The following is a 20407-nucleotide window of genomic DNA, read 5'->3' as shown; positions in this document are numbered from 1 at the left end:
GCGGCGGAGCGGCGAGGGCGCCGCCACCGCTGCCGCCAGGCGGTCTGCGGGCGTCCGCGCCAGGCCCCGCCCCGGGCGCCGCGGGGGGCAGCGGGGAGCCCTGCGCCCACCCGGATACGCCGATCTCGCGTGTCTCCGACACGTGTTTCCTCCCGCGGCTCGGACACGGCTGTGGCGCCGCCCGGGCGTCCCGTGCCCGGCGGCCAGCCGTGTCCCTGCCCCATACCTTCCCCTCCGGGGCACCGGACTCACCCCCGGCGGCCGCCGGTGCCGCGCCGATACGGGCCGCGTGGCGCGTTTCCCCGGTGCCGGTAGCGTCGTTGACGGGGCGTGAGTAAAGCGGTGAGGCGCGCGCTGCGCGCGGGTGCGGGTGCATGGATGGCTGCGGCGCTGTGCGCGACGGCGGTCAGCGGTTGCGGTACGGGTGCCGGCGGCGGCCGCCCCGACGCCAAACCGTCGGGCCGGACGGCGACCGCCGCGCCCCAGCTGTCCCGGGCGGTGATCGCCCTCGCGCCCGGCGACGGCGCCAAGGACGTCCCGGCGGACGGCTCCCTCGCCGTCACCGTCCGGCAGGGCAGCCTCACCCAGGTCATCGCGCAGTCCGCCGACGGCACCCCCGTCGCCGGGACCCTCTCCGCCGACCGGCGCAGCTGGCGGCCCGCGGGGAAACTCGCGCTGGCCACGCAGTACACGGTCGACGCCCTCGCGGTCGACCCGCAGGGCCGGGCCGCCGCCGAGCACGCCGTCTTCACCACGGTCGTGCCGCAGCACACCGTGATCGGCTTCTTCACCCCCGAGGACGGCGCCACCGTCGGCGACGGCATGATCGTGACCCTGCGCTTCAGCCGCCCGGTCGCCGACCGGGCCGCCGTCGAACGCGGCGTCACCGTCGGCGCCGAGCCCGCCACCACCGTCGTCGGCCACTGGTTCGGCGATCAGCGGCTCGACCTGCGCCCCGCCGGCTACTGGAGCCCCGGCACCCGGGTCACCCTGCGGCTGCGGCTGCGCGACGTCGAGGCCGCCCCCGGCGTCTACGGCACCCAGTCCAAGGACGTGCACTTCACCGTCGGCCGCGACCAGCGCTCCACCGTCGACGCGGCGACCCACACCATGACCGTCCGCAGGGACGGCCGCGTCGTCCGCAGCCTCGACGTCTCCGCCGGCGCCCCCGACCACACCACGTACAACGGTGTCATGGTGATCGCCGAGAAGTTCGCGGTGACCCGGATGGACAGCAGGACCGTCGGATTCGGCGGCGAGTACGACATCCCCGACGTCCCGCACGCGATGCGGCTGACCCGCTCCGGCACCTTCGTGCACGGCAACTACTGGTCGGAGCCCGGCGTCTTCGGCCGCACCAACGTCAGCCACGGCTGCATCGGGCTGCTCGACACCAAGGGCGGCAGCGCCGACACCCCGGCCGGCTGGTTCTTCACCCACTCCCTGGTCGGCGACCCGATCCGGGTGGTCAACTCCCACGACACCACGGTCGCCCCCGACAACGGCATGAGCGGCTGGAACCTCAGCTGGCAGCAGTGGACGGCCGGTTCGGCCCTCTGAACCCCGTTCTCATCGAATTCGAACCGCTGAACTCCCGCCAGGTGGAACCGAATCACTCCTTCGTGCGTCGATCTTCACGACCACGTGTCGAACGCTGCAGCCTGCCCGCGGCGCCCGCGCGCACGGTTGTACGCCTGCACGACAGCAAGGAGTGACACCATGTCCTGCTCGAACCCGGACTGCCGGAAAATGGGGTGCAGCACCGAGCCGAAGCCCCGACCGTCCCAGCCGACCGGCCCACGCAAGGGCTGAAACGCACCGGGACGCACCGCTCGCCCCGATATGCCCGCGGCTCGCACGTCCGTACGGCCGGCGCCGCGGGGGCTGACGCACACCGTGCCCGGGTACACAGCTGTCTGGGACGGAATGGTGACATAGCAGGGTGCCCGAGCACGCCCAAGGTGTGGTTGTCTAGCGCCGTCCGGGGGAGTCCAGGGCAGTGAGTGCGGGTAGCGCGCAGGGGAGTGGCGGAATTGAAGCCGATAGGTGTGGCGCCTGGCATCAGGAGAAATATGACGGCGCTCGCGCTCGGCGCTCTGCTGCTGCTGGGCACGGCGTGCAGCGGCGGCGGCAGCGGCAGCGGCGGCTCCGCGGCCGGTGACCCCAAGGCGCCGGCCGGCAGCCCGTCGGCCACCGCGGACACCGTCGCCTCGACCGCGGTCGTCTCGATCGCGCCGGGCGACGGCGCCGACAACGTGGCCACCACCGGCACCCTCAAGGTCGCCGCGACCGGCGGCAAGCTGTCCACCGTCGTGGTCAAGGACGACAAGGGCACCGAGGTGCCCGGCGAGATCAGTGCCGACGGGCTCGGCTGGACGCCGACCGGGCACCTCGACACCTCGACCAAGTACACGGTCGACGCCACCGCCAAGGACCCGGCGGGCCGCGAGTCCGACAAGCACTCGACCTTCACCACGGTCACCCCGAAGGACACCTTCGTCGGCTACTTCACGCCCGAGGACGGCTCCACGGTGGGCGTCGGCATGGAGGTCTACCTCAAGTTCAACCGGCCGATCACCGACAAGAAGGCCGTCGAGGAGGGCGTCCGGGTGAGCGCGTCCCCGTCCGTCCCGGTCGCGGCCCGCTGGAACGGCAGCGAGGAGCTGTACATCCGCCCGGCCGACTACTGGGCGGCCGGCACCAAGGTCACCCTCGACCTGGACCTCAAGGGCGTCGAGGGCGCCCCCGGCGTCTACGGCAAGCAGCAGAAGCAGGTGCACTTCACCATCGGCCGCCGCCAGGTCAGCATCGTGGACGCGGCCAAGCACTCGATGACGGTCTACCGGGACAACAAGGCGATCAAGACCATCCCGATCTCCTCCGGCGCCCCCGCGCACACCACCTACAACGGCAAGATGGTGATCTCCGAGAAGTACATCACCACCCGGATGAACGGCGACACGGTCGGCTTCGGCGGCGAGTACGACATCAAGGACGTCCCGCACGCCATGCGCCTGACCACGTCCGGCACCTTCATCCACGGCAACTATTGGGCGGCGCCCTCGGTCTTCGGCAACAGCAACACCAGCCACGGCTGCGTGGGCCTGCACGACACCCGCGGCGCCGGCGACCCCAGCACCCCGGCGGCCTGGTTCTACACCAACTCGATCCTCGGCGACGTGGTCCAGGTCATCAACTCCAAGGACAAGACGGTCCAGTGGTACAACGGCCTGAACGGCTGGAACCTCACCTGGAGCCAGTGGAAGGCCTGACCACCTGCCTGCCGTCGACGGCCCGCGCCCTGCTCGCAGGGGTGCGGGCCGTCGTCGTAGGCTCGCGGGATGACTGTGACCCTCGAAGTCGACGACGGTGTCGGCACGATCAGGCTGGACCGGCCGCCGATGAACGCGCTGGACAGTGCCATGCAGGACCGCCTCAGGGAGGTCGCCCGGGAGGCCGGGGCGCGGCCCGACGTGCGGGCGGTGGTGCTGTGGGGCGGGGAGAAGGTGTTCGCCGCGGGGGCGGACATCAAGGAGATGCAGGCCATGTCCTACGAGGACATGGTGGACCGCTCGGGGCCGCTGCAGGAGGCCTTCACGGCGGTGGCCCGGATTCCCAAGCCGGTGGTGGCCGCGGTGACCGGCTACGCGCTCGGCGGCGGCTGCGAGCTGGCGCTGTGCGCGGACATCAGGATCGCCGCCGAGGACGCGAGGCTGGGGCAGCCGGAGATCCTGCTCGGGCTGATCCCGGGCGCCGGCGGCACGCAGCGGCTGGCGCGGCTGGTCGGACCGTCGCGGGCCAAGGACCTGATCTTCACCGGGCGGATGGTGGGCGCCGCGGAGGCGCTGTCCATCGGGCTGGTCGACCAGGTGGTCCCGGCGGCCGAGGTGCATGCGCGCGCGCTGGCCTGGGCCGGGCGGCTGGCCCGCGGGCCGGCCTATGCGCTGCGGGCGGCGAAGGAGGCGGTGGACGCCGGCCTGGAGGCGGACCTGGACAGCGGGCTCGCCCTCGAACGCGCGCTGTTCGCCGGGCTGTTCGCGACCGCGGACCGCGAGACCGGGATGCGCAGCTTCATCGAGCAGGGTCCCGGAAAGGCCGAATTCCGCTGAGCGGGAGGCCGCGCGAGATCTGTACGATTCCCGTACAGGTGCTCGAAGGGCCGTAGCCCGCCGGTGGCGGCCTACCTTAAGGCAGTCTTAAGCCAGCCTTAAGGAATTTCGGGCCGCCACCGATCACCGGGATGGTTGGCTTCACCAACACCGCAGGCGGGGATGGCTGCCGAGGGGTGATTCTTGCCAGCGGAATATGCCGAAACAGTGGGATGGAACGGGTCATTCCTCTTCGCTGATTCCCTCGGTCGCACCCCGGGCTGTGACGTGTGCGGCCATGATGAACCCATGGCGGGCAGGGGTGGTTCCGAGCAGCCGCAGCGGGTGAACGCGAATACCGCCGCGGGTGCCACGCCCGTACTCGCCGCCGCCGCCGCCGACGCCGACGCCGCCGACGACGCCGCGGACGCGGCTGACGCGGCGGAAGCCGCGAGTGGCGTCCTCGACCTCCTGGGCGACCCGTCGGTCGCCGAGGTCCATCTGGCCTCGCGCCCCGAATCCGCCTCCACCGCCCGCCGGTTGGCGCTGTCGGTGATCCGCCTGTGGGGGCTGCCGCAGTACGGCGACACCGTGGAGCTGCTGGTCTCGGAACTGGTCGGCAACGCCGTACGGCACACCGGCGCCCGCAGCTTCGGGCTGCGGATGCGGCGGCGGCGCGGCTGGGTGCGGGTCGAGGTGCGCGACCCGTCGCGGGCGCTGCCCTGCCTGCTGCCGGTGCGCGAGCTGGACATCAGCGGCCGCGGCCTCTTCCTCGTCGACCGGCTCTCCGACCGCTGGGGCGTCGACCTGCAGCCGCGCGGCAAGACCAGCTGGTTCGAACTGCGGGTGCCCGAGCGGTAGTTCCGTTGACGGAATGCGAAGAGGCCCCTCGCGTCGGGTTGCGACAGCGGGAGGGGCCTCTTCGTGACCGCCGCGGAGCAGGGGGGTGTGGTCCGCGGCGCCTGTGGAACGGCTGTGCTCGGGTCGTGCGGCCGTTGTCACGACTCTGGCACGCGCACCCCGGCCGAGGCAAACCGGCATCGTGCTCATATAAGACATAAGCGGCAATCTGCCGAGCGATGTGTGGGTGATGTGCGCCACGCGCCTTGAAAATCACGGGAAATTCTCCTCATGGGCTTCTAATATTTTCTCGGGTTGATGCGACTCGGGTAAACCCTGAGGTGTGGGTGGGGGTAGCCCTAACCCGCAATGGGGGATGCGCCGGATGGGCCGGGGCCGCCTGCCGCGACAGAGTCGTCCATGAGCCGGTCGCCGCCCAGCGGCCGCCCCCGACCGAGGAGTTGACCATGGCCGCGCCGACGGCACGCAGCGGACCCGTCGCCGCTTTCGTCCGCTTTGTCATCTGCGGCGGCGGCGTCACCCTGCTGGCGAGCGGCGTGCTGCTGCTGATCGGCCACCGGGTGCCCTTCGCGCTCGCCAACGCCGTGGTCACCGTCGCCTCCACGGTCCTGGCCACCGAGCTGCACGGGCGTTTCACCTTCGGCCGCGGCAGGGCCGGATGGAGCGACCACGCCGCCAGCGGGCTGACCGTCGCGCTGTCGTACGCCTTCACCACCGGCGCCATGCTCGCCTTCGACGGGCTGTACCCCGGTGGCGGAGTGCTGCTGCGGCAGGGCGTCTACCTCGGTGCCTCCGGGCTCGCCGGGACAGCGCGGTTCCTGCTGCTGCGGCATGTGGTCTTCGCGACACCGGGCGTTGCCCGCGTTCCCGAGCGGCTGCGGCGCCAGGCGGCAAGGATGGGGAACGCCGGGCGGCGCACCGCCGTTCCCTACACCTCCGGGTCCCGACTGCTGCAAGGATCGTGAGTTCCATGACCAAGGCCAAGGGCATCGCCTTCGACGAGTTCGGCCCAGCCGGCGTGTTGCACCCGCTCGACATCGACGTACCCGAGCCCGGCCCCGGACAGGTGCGGATCGCCGTGCGCGCGGCGGGGGTCAACCCGCTCGACCACAAGATCAGGGCCGGGTACATGAACGCGGTCTTCCCGGTGGAGCTGCCACACGTGCCCGGCATCGAGGCGGCCGGAGTGGTGGAGTCCGTCGGGGAAGGCGTGACCGGCCTCGCGGCCGGCGACGAGGTCTTCGGGCCGACCGTCACCGGGGCGTACGCCGGGCTGGCCCTCGCCGAGGCCGCCAAACTGGCTGCCAAGCCGGCCTCCCTCGGCTTCCCCGAGGCCGCGGCGCTGCCGGTGGCCGCGGAGACCGCCTACCGCGCCCTCCACGAGCTGCACGTGCGCCCCGGCGAGACGCTGATCGTGCACGGGGCGGCCGGCGGCGTCGGCATCCTCGCCGTGCAGTTCGCCGTCGCCCGCGGGCTCCGGGTGGTCGGCACCGCCGGCGAGGCCAACCACGAGCACCTGCGCCGGCTGGGCGCGATTCCGGTCACCTACGGCGACGGGCTCGTCGACCGGGCGCGGGAGGCGGTCCCCGAAGGGGTCGACGTGGCCTTCGACACCACCGGCCTGGCCGAGTCGCTGGCCGCCTCGGTGGAGCTGACCGGCGCCAAGGACCGGGTCCTGACCATCGGCAGCCCGCTCACCGCGGGCGAGTACGGCGTCGCCTTCAGCTCGGGTGCGGGGCCTGACGGCTACTTCGGTGCGCCCGCGTTCGCCGAGGCACTGGCCCTGCACGCGGCCGGCACGCTCGACGTGGCGATCCACCGGGCCTACCCGCTCGCCGAGGCGGTCGACGCCCAGCGCGCCAGCGAGGCCGGCCACCTGCGCGGCAAGATCGTCCTGCTGCCCTGACCCCCCGGGCACCGCAGGGCGGGCCGGACCCCGGGTCCGACCCGCCCCTCGGAAGGGGCCGGCGATGCTCAGCCCGCGGCGGCGGTCAGGTGCCGAACACCTGGAATTCGTAGAGCGAATACCCGTACGCGGTCCCGCGCTGCGTGCCGTAGACGCGCACGTAGCGGCCGCTACCGCTGACGTTGATCGTCTGGTTGCCGCCGGTTCCTGTGGTCGTGCTGTAGACGGTGGTCCAGGTCGTGCCGTCGGCCGAGGTCTGGATCTGGAAGGCCTTGCCGTACGCCGCCTCCCAGTTGAGCTGCACCTGGCTGATGGTGTGGCTGGCGCCCAGGTCGACCTGCAGCCACTGCGGGTCGCTGAACGCGCTCGACCAGCGGGTGCCGGTGTTGCCGTCCACGGCGTTGGCGGCCGGGAAGCTGCCGTTCTCCGTGGAGGAGGCGGTGGCGGCCTTGCCCTGCGAGAGGTTGCCGCCGGCCGGCGGCGGAGTGGTGCTGCCGGGACCCTTGTTGTAGACGGCCACGTAGTCGATGTTCATCTGGCCGCCGGAGACGGTGGCGGCGTTCGGGCCGCCGCCGAAGGCGTCCGGGAAGCCGCCGCCCATCGCCAGGTCGTAGATGATGAAGAACGGGTGGTCGACGGCGGCCGTCCAGGTCGCGGCGGGCACCTGGCTGGAGTTGACGGTGAAGTAGTTGCTGCCGTCGAGGTACCAGCGGATCTGCTCGGGCGACACGGAGCGGTCGATCTGCACGGCGTAGGTGTGGTAGCCGGTCTGGCAGCCGGAGCAGGCGCGTTCGCCGCTGCCGATGCCGGTGGACTCGTTGCACGGGCCGCCGGGGTTGGTGCCGCAGTGCAGGGTGCCGAAGACGGAGCTGCGGGAGTTGATGTCCTCCAGGATGTCGACCTCGCCTGAGGTCGGCCAGGTGGTGCCGGTGCGCAGCGTGGAGCCGAGCATCCAGAACGCCGGCCAGTAGCCGGCTCCGTTGGCGGTCGTCAGGTTCGGCTGCTGGATCGATGACTGCATCATCACCACGCCGCCGGCCGGCGCCCCGAAGGTCGCCGCCTGCGTCTCGACGCGTCCCGACGTCCAGCCCGACCGCGGGTCGCTGCCGCTGTGCAGGGCCTTGAGCACCAGGTGCCCGTTGCCGTCCTGGAAGACGTTGGACGTGCTGTTGGTCATCGTCTCGATCTCGCCGGTGCCGAAGCTGCTGCCCGGGCCGGTGTCGTACTTCCAGTTGCCGGTGTTCAGACCGGTGCCGGCGGCGCCGCTGAAGTCGTCGCTCCAGGTGGTGGTGAACCCGGCCGGCGGACCCGGCACCGCGGCCGGGGCGGCGGCGGGTGCGGCCGCGGGCGCCGCGGCGGGGGTGGCCGCGCCGCCGGGCGCCGCGGTGACCGCGAGCCCGGCCAGGCTCAGCGCGCCGACGGTCAGCGCGGCCAGGCTCAGCCGGAGGCGCCGGCGGCGGGTGGGGGGTGTTGGTGCGTGTCCGGTGGACATGCGTGGTCTCCTGTCCCGATGTGCCATGTGGGGTGGCTGAGCGCTCCCGGGTCAACCGTTGAGAGCGCTCTCTTCGAGCAGGAGCTTTCTAGTACCGCACCGGACCCGCGTCAACCCCGCGGGTTCCTTCGGGCCGGGGGCGTGCCGTGCGCCCCCCACGCAGAGGAACGCAGCGGGGCGCCCCCTCCGGCAGGAGAGGGGGCGCCCCGGGCGGGAAGAAGGCTACGGGAGCAGGCGGATGACCTGCGGGTCGTGGTCGCTGGTCTGGTTGGCGAACTCGGAGTTGATGTGCACCACGTCGTAGTCGACACGCGTGTCCAGGTTCGGGCTGACCAGGATGTGGTCCAGGACCTGCGAGTTGCCCTCGTACACGTACGAGTACCGCTCCTTCGCCGGCAGCGTGTTGACCAGGTCGGTCAGCACCGTACCGTTCGCGGTCAGGCTCTGGACGGCCGGCGAGAACTGGTAGTCGTTCAGGTCGCCGAGCACGACCACGTCCGCCTTCTTGTCCGCGGTCTCCAGCTGCCGCACGAAGTCGTGCTCCAGGATCGCCTGGCGCACCCGCTGCACCTCGGAGCTGCGCACCGGCGGCTGCAGGTGGCTGTCGATGCCCTGGTCGCCGCCCTTGCTGTCGAAGTGGTCGGCGATGACGAACAGCTTCTTGCCGCGGAAGGTGAACTGGCCGACCAGCGGCTTGCGGCTGGTGTTCCACGCCTGGTCGGCGGGCGCGATACGGCCGGGGGAGGCGGTCAGCGAGGTGGCGTCGCCGGTGCCGGTGATGCCGACCGGGGTGGTCGAGTCGCCGCCGGCGATGTCGGTGAAGCCGACCCGGTCGGGGTTGAACAGGAACACCGAGCGGATGTTGCCGCCCGGCTGGCCGCCGTCCTTGTCGTTGACGGGGTCGATCTCCCGCCACTGGTAGCGCGGGCCGCCGGCCGCCGCGATCGCGTCGGTGAGCTTGGTCAGCGTCTGGTCGGCGGCGACGGTGCCGTCGTCGGTGGCGCCGTTGTTGTCCTGGATCTCCTCCAGGGCCACGATGTCGGGCGAGCGCAGGTTGCGCACCAGGCCCTGGGCGAGCGCGTCGAACTTCGACTGCGGGTTGTCGGGTGCCAGGTTCTCCACGTTGTACGTGCCCACGGTCACCTGGTCCGTGGACGCCTTCGCGGTGACCTCGGGCTGCAGGCCGCCGCTCGTGACGGTGCCCAGCGTGCGGGCCTGGAGCGCGTACGTACCGGCGAACTGGTTGTAGTCCAGCGGACCCGCGGTCGTCCCGCCCAGGGTGTCGCCGACGTTCGCGGTCGGGAAGGGCGAGGTGGCGGTCGGGATCAGCGACTGCACCATCAGGCGGCCGGAGTTGGGCTGGTCGTAGCCGGTGTAGAGGGTGCCGCCGCGCCTGGTCGGGTTCTGCCGCGGCTTGACCGTGACCCACAGCTCCGAGTACGGGTCGGTGGCGCCGACCACCCGGGTGTCGTCGATCTGCACGTTCATGCCTTCGAGCGACGCGTACAGGTCCAGCGCGTACTCGTCGGGCCGCAGCGGCAGGTCCTCGATGCTGCCGCCGCCGGCGCTGGGCACGAAGGCGTCGGGCACGCTCTTGTCGTTCAGCACCACGGGCGCGGGCAGCGCGTTGCCCGAGGACTCCTGGGTCACCGTGGCCTTGGTGATCTCGGTGATCGGCTGCGCGCCGGCGGCGGCGCCGCCCGGGTAGTACTGCGAGACGGTGCCGGCGACCGACACGCTGTCGCCGACCGCGACGGTCGGGCTCGCGCCGGTGTAGACGAAGATGCCCTCGCTGGTACGGGGGTTGGCGTCCGGGTTCGGGTCCTGCATCCAGAAGCCCTTGGACGAGCCGTAGTCCCGCACGCCGGTGACGATGCCGGTCGCGCCGGTGATCGGCTTGCCGGCGAAGGGCGAGTTGCGGGTGTCGCCCTGGATGTCGTGGATCTTCGCCTCGGTACCGGCCGGCGGCGTGGTGGGCGGCGTGGTCGGCGGGGTGGTGGGCGGGGTGGTGGGCGGCGTGGTGGGCGGCTGGGTCGGGCCACCGCCGCCGCCCGAGTTCTGCGGGGTGGGCGCGCCCGGGGTGAAGTCCGCCGCGTTGTCGTCGGTGTCGGTGAGCGTCGCGCTGCGGGTGACGGAGTCGCTGTTGCTCGCGCCGGCCGCCGCGCCGCTGCCCTCGTGCACCAGCGCCGTGCCGTAGCCGACCAGGTCCTTGACCCGCGGGTCCGCCGCGCAGTCCGCCGCGGTCAGGCAGGTCAGCGGGTCGGCCCCGGAGACCAGCGCGACGGTGCCCGTGGTGCCGGACATGTTGACGGCGCCGGCGGCGTCGGGCGTCGGCAGCGCGGTGCTGCCGCCGGCTCCCGCGCCCTCCTGGACCAGGTAGCGCCCGCCGCCGGCCAGCGACCCGGTCAGCGGCGTGGCCTGCCACTTGGAGGTCGGTGACGGCGCTCCCGGCAGGTACTGCACGCTGTAGGTGCCCAGGTCCACCGCGGCCGCACCGGCGTTGGCCAGCTCCACGAAGTCGTTGGTGTACGTGGCGCCGGAGTTGCCGCCGCCCCCGTAGACCTCGGCGATCAGCGCGTCGGCGGACGGCGCCGCGAAGGCGGCGTGCACGCCGACCCCGGCGATCACCATGGCACCGGCTATGCCGATCGGCAGGAATCGCTTGCGGAGCCCGGCAGGAAGGGATCGGGTGGGACGGGTTGACGCCTCGGCGGCCTCAGAGGGGTGCGACACCGGAGGGGTTCTCCTTCGGGGGGAGCGACTGGTGGTGACGGCGCGTCACCCCCGTCCGGGGGAGGGCGCGATCGGCCTCAAGATACGCGCGTAGATCCGGTCGCAGAAGGAGTTCTGAGGTTAAATCTGGGTGTTGTGTGCCGCGCCCGCGCCTTACCGGCCGATACGTCCGGCTGATCGCGGGTGACCGCCTGTCACGTGCGCCACTGCCGTATCGCGGATCCGCGGGGGCGGTGCCCGGTCAGTGGGCGGGGGCGGGTGCCCGGTCAGTGCGCGGCGGCCGCCTCGGCGCGGGCGGCGTCCCGTATGCCGGTGACGATCAGGTCGATGCCCCGGTCGAAGTACAGCTCCTGGTCGGAGCAGGCGGCGAGCGCGTCGGCCGCGGCGACGATGTGCGGGTAGCGGCGCGGGGACAGGGCGAGCAGCGTGGTGCGCTTGGCGCGGACCGCGTCCTCGTTCGCCTCGGGGTCGGGGCCGAGGTCGCGCCCCGGTTCCGCGATGGCCAGCGCGACCAGTGAGCCGAGGATCTGGCTGGCGGTCTCCGCGCTGCGCTCCACCGACATGCCGCCCTGGGCCATCAGCGCGAGCGCCCGCTCGGTGATGGCGAGGCCCGAATCGGTGGTGACCATGCCGTTGAAGACCAGCAGCGCCGCGTTGGGGTGCGGGCGCAGGGCGTCCAGGAAGCCGCTGAGCAGGTCGCGCATCTGCTCGTGCCAGGGCCGGTCGTCGGGCTCGGGGATGACCGCGCAGGACAGCAGTCGTCCGGCGAGGGCGACGAGCAGGCCCTCCTTGTCGGGGAAGTGCCGGTAGAGGGCCATCGGGGTGACGTCGTGCAGCTGGGCGACCCGGCGGATGGTCACCGCGTCGAGCCCCTCGGCGTCGGCGACGGCCAGTGCGGTGGTGATCAGCTCTTCACGGTTCAGACGCTTCTGAGCTGCCATGTCCGCTCAACCCTTCGCTCGCCGGCCACCCCCCACTGTGGTGTACAGCGTACACATCCGGGTCATGTGTACAAAGTAAGCAATGCATGTATGGTTGCGCCGTAAGCATACGCTGTAAACATCCCCCTGAGGTTGCTATGCGACGCAGTCCCCGGGCCACCCTGACCGTGCTGGCCCTCGCCCAATTCATCGTGGTGCTCGACGTGACGATCGTGAACGTCGCGCTGCCGCACATCCAGTCCGACCTCGGCTTCTCCGCCGACGGCCTGCAGTGGGTGATCAGCGCCTACACCCTGGTCTTCGGCGGCTTCCTGCTGCTCGGCGGCCGGGCGGCCGACCTGCTCGGGTCGCGCCGGGTGTTCGTCACCGGCCTCGTCCTGTTCGGCGTGACCTCGCTGGCCGGCGGCCTGGCCGGCTCGCCCGGGCTGCTGATCGCCGCCCGCACCCTGCAGGGGCTCGGCGGCGCGATGCTCTCGCCCGCCGCGCTCGGCATCCTCACCGTGACCTTCCCGCACGGCAGGGAGCGCAACATCGCCATGGGCGTCTGGGGCGGCCTGGCCGGCCTCGGCGGCACCCTGGGCGTGGTCGCCGGCGGCTTCCTCGTGGACGCGCTCAGCTGGCGCTGGGTCTTCATCGTCAACGTGCCGATCGTGATCGCCCTGGTGGTCGCCACCCCGCTGATCGTCCCGCACATCGCGCCGCACAAGGGCCGCCGCAGCTTCGACGCGCTCGGCGCGGTCCTGGCCACCGGCGGGCTGCTCGGCGTGGTCTACGCCGTCGTGCGCGCGGAGCCGCTGGGCTGGTCCTCGGGCGAGGTCCTCGGCTGCCTGGTCGGCGGGGTGCTGCTGCTGGCCGCCTTCCTGGCGGTCGAGACCCGTATCGCCTCCCCGCTGGTGCCGATGCGGCTGCTCAGGTCGCGCGCCCTGAGCAGCGCGGGCGCCGCGATCTCGCTGACCGGCGCGGCCTTCCTGTCGATGTTCTTCCTGACCGCGATCTTCCTCCAGCAGGTGCGCGGCGACAGCGCGTTGCGGGCGGGGGTGGAGTTCCTGCCGATGGGCGGGGCCGCGATCGGCGCAGCGGTGCTCGCCACCCCGCTGATCACCCGCTTCGGCACCCGTCCCGTGCAGATCGTCGGCACCCTGCTGAGCGTGGCCGGCCTGCTGCTGCTCTCCCGTGCCGACGCCACCGGCTCCTACGCGAGCCAGATCATGCCCGGGATCGTCCTGTTCGGGCTCGGCATCATCGCGGTGTCGGTGCCGGCCCAGATCGCGGCGGTGGTCGACGTCACCGACACCGACGCGGGCGCCGCCTCCGGCGTCTTCACCGCCTTCCAGCAGGTCGGCGGCGCGGTCGGGCTCGCCGTCGTGACGACGCTGTCGACCTCGCGGACCACCCACGCGCTGGCCGGCGGCGCCTCGCAGTCCGACGCAATGGTGGACGGCTTCCACCGCGGGCTGCTGGTGGCCGCGGCCTTCACGGCCGGCACGTTCGTGGTCACGCTGCTCTCGCCCCGGCTGGCGCCCAGCGCCGACCAGATCGCGGGTGCGGCCGCAGCGGCCTGACACCGGTGCGGGCGGCGGCACATGGCCGCCGCCCGCTGCGGTGCTGTGGGGCTCCTGTGCTAGCTCGCCGTGCACACCGGTGCGGGGACCGGTGAGCCGGGCGTACCGCTGGCGGTGAAGCCGAAGGAGACCGAGGCGCCCGGCGAGACGGCGCCGTTGTAAGGGGCGTTGGTGACGGTGAAGTTCGCGCCGCTCTGGGTCAGGGTGCCGTTCCACAGGCTGCTGATGGTCACGCCCGGCATCGACCAGCCGACCTTCCAGCCGGCGAGCGCGGACGTCCCCGGGTTGCCGACGGTCACGTCCGCCTGGAAGCCGCCCGACCAGGAGTTGGTGACCTTGAGCAGGGCGGTGCAGCCGGACCCGGCGGGCGGGGTGGTCGGCGGCGGGGTTGTGGGCGGCGGGGTGGTCGGCGGCGGGGTCGTCGGCGGGGGAGTGGTCGGCGGGGTCGTGGTGCCGTACGTCAGCCCGTAGCCGTACGGGAAGAGCGGTGTCTTGCCGTCGCCGTCGTTGATCGGCTCCTGCGAGGCGCTCTGCATCCACGACATCGGCAGCTTGCCGGTGGGCGCGTAGTCGCCGAAGAGCACGTCGGAGACGCCGTTGCCCTCGGTGCCCGGCAGCCACGCGGCCACCAGCGCCTTCCAGTCCGGGAGTTGGGCCGCGATGTCCAGCGGGCGGCCGGACACCAGCACGGTGACCACCGGCACACCGCTGGCCTTGAGCTTGGCCAGCACGCTCAGGTCGGCCTGGTCCAGGCCCATCGAGCCGGTGCGGTCGCCCTGGCCCTCGGCGTACGGGGTCTCGCCGATGACCGCGATCGCGGCCGCGTACGAGCCGTCGATCCCGTCACCGGTCTTGCTGTAGGCGACCTGCGAGGGGTTGGCCACCGCGGACCTGATGCCCTGCAGGATCGTCGTCCCCTGGGTGACCGCGCCGCTCGACCCCTGCCAGCTGATCGTCCAGCCGCCGCTCTGGTTGCCGATGTCGTCGGCGGACTTGCCGGCCACGAAGACCTTCGCCGACTTGGACAGCGGCAGCACACCGCCGTCGTTCTTGAGCAGCACCTGCGACTCGCGCACCGCCTGCCGCGCGACCTGCCGGTGCGCGGCCGAGCCGACCGTCGAGGTGTACGAGCGGTCGGTCAACGGGTGCTCGAACAGCCCGAGTTGGAACTTCCTGGTGAGGATGCGCCGGTTGGCGTCGTCGATCCGCGCCATCGTCACGGCGCCGCTGTTCACGTCGTTCTTCAGATCGCCGACGAAGCCCTTGTAGTCGGTGGGCACCATCACCATGTCGATACCGGCGTTGACGGCGGTGGCCACCTCGGCGGCGGTGAAGCCCGTACTGCCGTCGATCTTGTCGACCCCGGCCCAGTCCGACACCACGAAGCCGGAGAAGCCGAGCTCGCCCTTGAGCAGGTCCGTGATCAGGTAGTGGTTGGCGTGGTCCTTCACACCGTTCCAGCTGCTGTACGACACCATGACCGAGCCGACCCCGCGGTCGACGGCGGCCTTGAACGGCGGCAGGTGGATCGCCCGCAGATCCGCCTCCGACAGGGTCGCGTTGCCCTCGTTGACCCCGCCGTCCGTGCCGCCGTCGCCGATGTAGTGCTTGGCGGTGGCCAGCACCGAGGCAGGGCCGCCCAGCGTCGAGCCCTGCAGGCCGGTGATCTCGGTGGTCATCTGCGAGGGCAGGCCGGGCGTCTCGCCGAACGACTCGTACGTCCGCCCCCACCGGTCGTTGCGCGCCACGCACAGGCACGGCGCGAAGTCCCAGTCGATCCCGGTCCCCGACACCTCCTCCGCGGTGACCCGTCCGACCTGCTGCACCAGCGCCGGGTCGCGGGTCGCGCCGAGCCCGATGTCGTGCGGGAAGAGCGTGGCGCCGTAGACGTTGTTGTCGCCGTGCACCGCGTCGATGCCGTAGATCATCGGGATGCCCAGCGGGGTGCCCAGCGCGGTCCGCTGGAAGCCGTCGTACATGTCGGCCCAAGCGCCGGCGTTGTTCGTGGCGGGCGCCGACCCGCCGCCCGAGAGCACCGAGCCGATGCGGTACGTCGCCAGGTCCGAGGGCGCGGCGGCCAGCGCGGTCCTGTCGACCTGGGTCATCTGCCCGACCTTCTCGTCGAGCGACATCCGCGCCAGCAGGTCGTCCACCCGCTGCGCGACCGGCAACGACGGGTCCTGGTACGGCAGTCCTGCCGCCTGCGCTGCTGCCGGCGCGGCGGCGTCGGCGTTGACCGCCGCGTTCGTGAGGGAGAGCATCGCCAGCACGGCGCCGACGGCGACGCCCGCTCTGGGCAAGGTGATTCTTGGCATCGGGGTACTCCGGGTGGGGGGAGGCCGTGGGGGGCCTGGGAATGGGAGCGCTCCCATAAATAAGCCCAGGTCACCGTGTCTCTGTCAAGGCCTCGACTGCCTCCCGGGGGTGCGCGCGACCGTCCCGGATGGCGCGAGAAGGGCGTTGACGCGACAGCAAGCGCTTGCTACTTTGTGGTCCGCATCACGGCCCTGACATGACGAGAGAGGGCCTGCTGCGCCTGCTTCATGGCGCGTGTGGGTCAGTAACCGCTTTCATGCCACCGCTTTCTCCACCCGCTTTCATGCACGCTGAACGCCGCCCTCGGCGGCCCCCCACCGCACCTCTGGACGAGAGGTCTCAGCACCGTGAAACACACCCCCATGTCCCCTGCCCGCCGGCAGAAAGCCGCTGCCGCCGCCGGCGCGGCGGTCCTCGCCGGCGCGGGGCTGCTCGCGCTCCACCCCTCCATCTCGGCCGCCGCGCAGCCGCAGGTCAACAGCAACGCGCTGTACGTCTCGCCGAGCGGCAGCGACAGCGCGGCCGGTACGGAGGCCGCGCCGACGACGCTCACCTCCGCCATCACCCGGATCACCGCGGGCGGCACGATCTACATGCGCGGCGGCACGTACAACTACTCCTCGACGGTCAGCATCGCGCAGGGCAACAACGGCAGTTCCGGCGCGCTCAAGGAACTGTCCGCCTACCCGGGCGAGTCCCCGGTGCTGAACTTCTCCGCGATGCCCGAGGCCGACAGCAACCGCGGGCTCGCGCTCAACGGCGACTACTGGCACCTCTACGGGCTGACCGTGCAGCGCGCCGGCGACAACGGCATCTTCGTCGGCGGCAGCAACAACGTCATCGAGCGCACGGTGACCGCCTTCAACCACGACAGCGGGCTGCAGATCTCCCGCACGGCCTCCACCACCCCGCAGAGCGACTGGCCGTCGAACAACCTCGTCCTCAGCTCGGAGTCGCACGACAACTCCGACTCCGGCGGTGAGAACGCCGACGGATTCGCGGCCAAGCTCACCGCGGGACCGGGCAACGTCTTCCGCTACGACGTCTCCCACAACAACATCGACGACGGCTGGGACCTCTACACCAAGACCGACACCGGACCCATCGGCGTCGTGACCATCGAGAACTCCCTGTCGTACGACAACGGGACGCTCTCCGACGGCACCGTGAACGCCGCAGGCGACCGCAACGGCTTCAAGCTCGGCGGCGAGGACATCAAGGTCGACCACGTCGTCCGGAACAACATCGCCTACAACAACGGCCACCACGGGTTCACGTACAACAGCAACCCGGGCTCGATGACGATCTCCGGCAACGTCAGCATCGACAACAAGGAGCGCAACTTCTCCTTCGACGAGGGCACGTCGGTCTTCCGGAGCAACACCTCCTGCCGCAGCGGCAGCGGGTCGAACGACAAGACCGTCGGCGACGCGGACAGCTCGAACCAGTTCTGGGCGGGGACGAACGGGTCCCGCTGCTCGTCCTACAGCGGCGCGCTGGGCTGGTCCTACGGCTCCGACGGCGTCCTGAACGTCACCTTCGGCGGCACCCACGTGACCGGCGGCAGCACCGGCGGCTCGACGGGCGGCACCACGCCCCCCACCACCCCGCCGACCACCCCGCCGACGACGCCGCCCACGACGCCGCCGACCACGCCGCCCACCGGCGGCCAGCTGTTCACCGACGACTTCGAGGACGGCAACGCCAACGGCTGGACCACGACCGGCGGTTCCTGGGCGGTCCGCTCCAGCGGCTCGCACGTGCTGACCCAGTCGACCGTGGCGAGCACCGGGGTCGCGCTGGCCGGCTCGTCCTGGTCGGCGCAGAGCGTCCAGGCCGCGGTGACCCCGACGCTCTTCCAGGGCTCCGGTGAGTACGTCGCCGTCCTGGCCCGCGTCCAGGACGCGTCGAACTACTACGCCCTCGTCCTGCGCGACGCGAACAAGGCCGAGATCCGCCGGGTGTCGGGCGGCACGAGCAAGGTGCTCGGCAGCGTCTCCTTCACCGTCGGCACCGGCGTCCCGTACACGCTGCGGCTGTCGGCCCAGGGCAGCAGCCTGACCGGCTACGTCAACGGCCAGTCCGTCGTCAGCGCCAGTGACTCCACCTTCGGCAGCGGGAGGATCGGCCTGAGCACCTTCGACGCCACGGCCGACTTCGACAACGTCGCTGTGACCAGCTCGTAACTCCGCGCTACCCCCACCGTCGCCGGGCGGTCGGGCCACCACGGTGGCCGGGCCGTCCGGCGGCGCGCGGGCGTAACCTGGTCGGGACAGCGCCGGTTTCCGGGGAGGTCCGCGGTGTTCAACATCCTTGAAGAGTTGTTCGCGCCCGGGCGCAAGCACACCGACGACGAGCGCAACCGCCTTGAGCTGTTCCGCGACGAGGAGGGCAACGGCGATCCCGCCCGCGGCCCCATAGACCTCGCCTCGGGCAAGGTCGTGGTGCGCCCGCCCCGCTCGTCCCCCGAATCCGCCGGCTGAGGGATTCAGGCCCGGGGACCGGGCAGCCGCGCCGCCAGGATCGCGGACGCCGCCAGCACGACAGGGCCGGCCGCGCACAGGAGCGGCAGCCAGTGCTGGAGGGTTGGGAAGGACAGGTGGAGCCGGACGACGGCCACCATCACCAGCGCGAGCGGCAGGACCGTCCCCAGGACGCTGATCCGCGCGTATCCGAACCGGATCAGCAGGGGGAACTGGACGCCGATGTTGACGGCGAAGAGCACCCAGGACAACCCCAGCAGCGTGACCAGGTCGCTGCCGTGCAGCGGCACGCCCTCGGCCCGCGCGAGGAGGGCGGCCAGGCCCGCGCCCGCGCCGACGGTGCCGAGGAAGCCGGCCACCGCCCAGGCGTAGCTGCCGAGCACGACCGTGCGGTGCGGCACGGGCAGGACCGCGTACAGCGTCCTCAGGTCCGCCTTGTCGGCGACCACGAAGGGGTGCACGGCGATCAGCGGGGCCAGCAGCACCGCGAGCGCCGGTACGACGTGGTCGGGGTTGCGGGCGAGGATCAGCGTCAGCAGCCCGAACACCAGAGGCCCAGCGTCCGGTAGGGCGCGACCGTACGCAGGTGCAGCTGGGTCATGCGGACGACGGCGTTCACGCGCTCACCCCTCGCCGGCGGTTCCGCTGCGGTGCCGGCTGCTGTGTCGGCTGCGTCGACGGCTGCGGGGACGGCGATCTCCTCCAGGGTGGGCGCCTCGACCAGGACGCCGCTGCCGAGAAGGCCGGCCTCCTCGGTGCGCACGAGGGCTTCGGCCCCGCTCGACGTCCGCCTGACGCCGATCAGTTCGACGCCGACGAGGCCGCTCAGATCGTCCGGCCCGCCGCGCACCACCCGGTAGGCCGCCAGGATCTCGTCCTTGGGTCCCGTCCTGACGACGCGGCCGTCGTGGATCAGCGTCACGTAGTCGCCGATCCGGTCCAGGTCGGAGGTGATGTGCGTGGAGAACAGCACGCTGTGCCCCTCGTCGAGCAGGAAGTCCCCGATGATGCCGACCAGTTCGGAGCGGGCGACGGGATCGAGGCCGCTGGTCGGCTCGTCGAGGACCAGCAGCCGCGCCCGGTGCGAGAGCGCCACGGCGATCATCAGCTTCATCGCCATGCCGCGGGACAGGTCCTTGACCCTGGCCCGCAGGTCCAGGCCGAACTCGTCGAGCAGTTCCCGGTAGCGCGTGCCGTCCCAGCGGTCGTAGAAGGGGCGCAGCGTCCGCTCGACCTCTGCCAGCCGCCAGTCGCCCACCAGGTAGGTGCGGTCGAACACCACCCCGACGTCCTGGCGCAGCGCGACCGGTCCTGGCATCCGGTGGCCGAGCAGCTCGATCTCGCCGGTCTCGATGCCGCGCATGCCCAGCAGGCAGCGGATCGTCGTCGTCTTGCCCGCCCCGTTCGCGCCGATCAGCCCCATGACGTAGCCGGCCGGCAGCTCGAAGCTCACATCGCGCAACGCGAAGCCGCCGCCGACGGCGGAGCCGACGCCCCGCAGGGCGAACGCGAGATCCCCGGTCACCGGTGGTTCCTCCCGGTCTCGGACGGGTTCTCCTGCCGCTCGGCCTGCATGAGGCCGTCCAGGATCTCGACGAGGTCCGCGCGGCCGAGGCCGGCCCGCCGGGCAGCGTCCAGAGCGGTCTGCAGTCCGTCCTCCACCTGGCGCAGCAGCTGCTCGCGCACGAGAGCCGAGTCCAGCGGCAGGACGTAGGCGCCCTTGCCGGGGACCGTGGCGATGAAGCCCTCGGCGGCCAGCTCGGTGTAGGCGCGGTTGGTGGTGATGATGCTGATCCGCAGGTCGCGCGCGAGGGCGCGGACGGAGGGCAGGGCGGTGTCCTCGGCGAGGTCACCGGACAGGATGGCGGCGCCGATCTGCTCCTTGATCTGCTGGTAGAGCGGCACGCCGCTGCTGTTGGACAGCACCACCCGCACGACGGGCCTCCGTTCCTCGAATTCTGTACATGAACACTATATACAGTCGGAACGGTAGTGACACAAGCGTGCGGCGGGGGCGCCGCCACC

Annotated in this window: 16 protein-coding genes; 9 read left to right on the top strand and 7 right to left on the bottom strand. The window is 71.9% G+C overall.

Features of this window, described 5'->3' with window-relative positions:
- Window positions 1-378: 378 nt before the first annotated feature.
- The 6 genes from NFU81_RS05875 (at window position 379) to NFU81_RS05850 (ending at window position 6855) form a co-directional block, all read left to right on the top strand.
- A complete protein-coding gene (locus NFU81_RS05875; RefSeq protein WP_251485673.1) occupies window positions 379-1560 on the top strand; it encodes a L,D-transpeptidase in 1182 nt (393 codons plus the stop codon).
- A 512-nt stretch (window positions 1561-2072) separates the two neighbouring features.
- The gene (locus NFU81_RS05870; protein ID WP_251485672.1) at window positions 2073-3272 is read left to right on the top strand and encodes a L,D-transpeptidase; all 1200 of its coding nucleotides are present in this window, start codon (window positions 2073-2075) and stop codon (window positions 3270-3272) included.
- Between the two features lie 69 nt (window positions 3273-3341).
- Complete coding sequence (locus NFU81_RS05865) at window positions 3342-4109, top strand: enoyl-CoA hydratase/isomerase family protein (protein WP_251485671.1); 768 nt, start codon at window positions 3342-3344, stop codon at window positions 4107-4109.
- Window positions 4110-4397: 288 nt separating this feature from the next.
- Entirely contained in the window at window positions 4398-4949 is a 552-nt protein-coding gene (locus tag NFU81_RS05860; protein ID WP_251485669.1) for an ATP-binding protein, read from the top strand.
- Between the two features lie 446 nt (window positions 4950-5395).
- Window positions 5396-5914, top strand: a complete 519-nt coding sequence (locus NFU81_RS05855) for a GtrA domain-containing protein (RefSeq protein ID WP_251485668.1) — start codon at window positions 5396-5398, stop codon at window positions 5912-5914.
- A gap of 5 nt (window positions 5915-5919) precedes the next feature.
- Entirely contained in the window at window positions 5920-6855 is a 936-nt protein-coding gene (locus tag NFU81_RS05850; RefSeq protein WP_251485666.1) for an NADP-dependent oxidoreductase, read from the top strand.
- Between the two features lie 85 nt (window positions 6856-6940).
- On the opposite strand, the gene NFU81_RS05845 is transcribed toward NFU81_RS05850, so the two are convergent.
- The 3 genes from NFU81_RS05845 to NFU81_RS05835 all read right to left on the bottom strand — a co-directional run bounded on the left by NFU81_RS05845 (window position 6941) and on the right by NFU81_RS05835 (window position 12021).
- The gene (locus NFU81_RS05845) at window positions 6941-8347 is read right to left on the bottom strand and encodes a discoidin domain-containing protein (protein WP_251485664.1); all 1407 of its coding nucleotides are present in this window, start codon (window positions 8345-8347) and stop codon (window positions 6941-6943) included.
- A gap of 222 nt (window positions 8348-8569) precedes the next feature.
- A complete protein-coding gene (locus NFU81_RS05840; RefSeq protein ID WP_251485708.1) occupies window positions 8570-10978 on the bottom strand; it encodes an endonuclease/exonuclease/phosphatase family protein in 2409 nt (802 codons plus the stop codon).
- A 368-nt stretch (window positions 10979-11346) separates the two neighbouring features.
- Complete coding sequence (locus NFU81_RS05835; RefSeq protein WP_251485663.1) at window positions 11347-12021, bottom strand: TetR/AcrR family transcriptional regulator; 675 nt, start codon at window positions 12019-12021, stop codon at window positions 11347-11349.
- Window positions 12022-12158: 137 nt separating this feature from the next.
- On the opposite strand from NFU81_RS05835, the gene NFU81_RS05830 reads away from it, so the two are divergent.
- Complete coding sequence (locus NFU81_RS05830; protein ID WP_251485662.1) at window positions 12159-13583, top strand: DHA2 family efflux MFS transporter permease subunit; 1425 nt, start codon at window positions 12159-12161, stop codon at window positions 13581-13583.
- Window positions 13584-13642: 59 nt separating this feature from the next.
- Here the strand turns inward: NFU81_RS05830 and NFU81_RS05825 are convergent, their stop codons facing one another.
- Window positions 13643-15898 (bottom strand): glycoside hydrolase family 3 N-terminal domain-containing protein, encoded by a 2256-nt coding sequence (locus tag NFU81_RS05825; RefSeq protein ID WP_251485661.1) that lies wholly within the window; start codon window positions 15896-15898, stop codon window positions 13643-13645.
- Window positions 15899-16246: 348 nt separating this feature from the next.
- Between NFU81_RS05825 and NFU81_RS05820 the strand changes: the two genes are divergently transcribed.
- Complete coding sequence (locus NFU81_RS05820) at window positions 16247-18085, top strand: hypothetical protein (RefSeq protein WP_422665148.1); 1839 nt, start codon at window positions 16247-16249, stop codon at window positions 18083-18085.
- A 114-nt stretch (window positions 18086-18199) separates the two neighbouring features.
- Window positions 18200-18382: a DUF6191 domain-containing protein gene (locus NFU81_RS05815; protein ID WP_251485659.1), complete on the top strand. Its 183-nt coding sequence runs from the start codon at window positions 18200-18202 to the stop codon at window positions 18380-18382.
- Between the two features lie 5 nt (window positions 18383-18387).
- Here the strand turns inward: NFU81_RS05815 and NFU81_RS05810 are convergent, their stop codons facing one another.
- The 3 genes from NFU81_RS05810 to NFU81_RS05800 are packed head-to-tail and all read right to left on the bottom strand — an operon-like array spanning window position 18388 to window position 20317.
- Window positions 18388-18930, bottom strand: a complete 543-nt coding sequence (locus NFU81_RS05810; RefSeq protein WP_251485657.1) for an ABC-2 transporter permease — start codon at window positions 18928-18930, stop codon at window positions 18388-18390.
- The gene (locus NFU81_RS05805; RefSeq protein WP_251485655.1) at window positions 18915-19907 is read right to left on the bottom strand and encodes an ABC transporter ATP-binding protein; all 993 of its coding nucleotides are present in this window, start codon (window positions 19905-19907) and stop codon (window positions 18915-18917) included. Before NFU81_RS05805 ends, NFU81_RS05810 begins: the two co-directional genes overlap by 16 nt.
- Window positions 19904-20317, bottom strand: a complete 414-nt coding sequence (locus NFU81_RS05800) for a GntR family transcriptional regulator (RefSeq protein WP_251485653.1) — start codon at window positions 20315-20317, stop codon at window positions 19904-19906. The genes NFU81_RS05805 and NFU81_RS05800 overlap by 4 nt, the downstream gene beginning before the upstream one ends.
- Window positions 20318-20407 lie beyond the last annotated feature (90 nt).

Origin of the sequence: Actinacidiphila cocklensis (genome assembly GCF_907177275.1) — a bacterium.
GTDB classification, from domain to species: Bacteria; Actinomycetota; Actinomycetes; order Streptomycetales; family Streptomycetaceae; genus Actinacidiphila; species Actinacidiphila cocklensis.
Note: the sequence above shows the minus strand (reverse complement) of the source record. Positions and strands in the feature narration are given on the sequence as shown.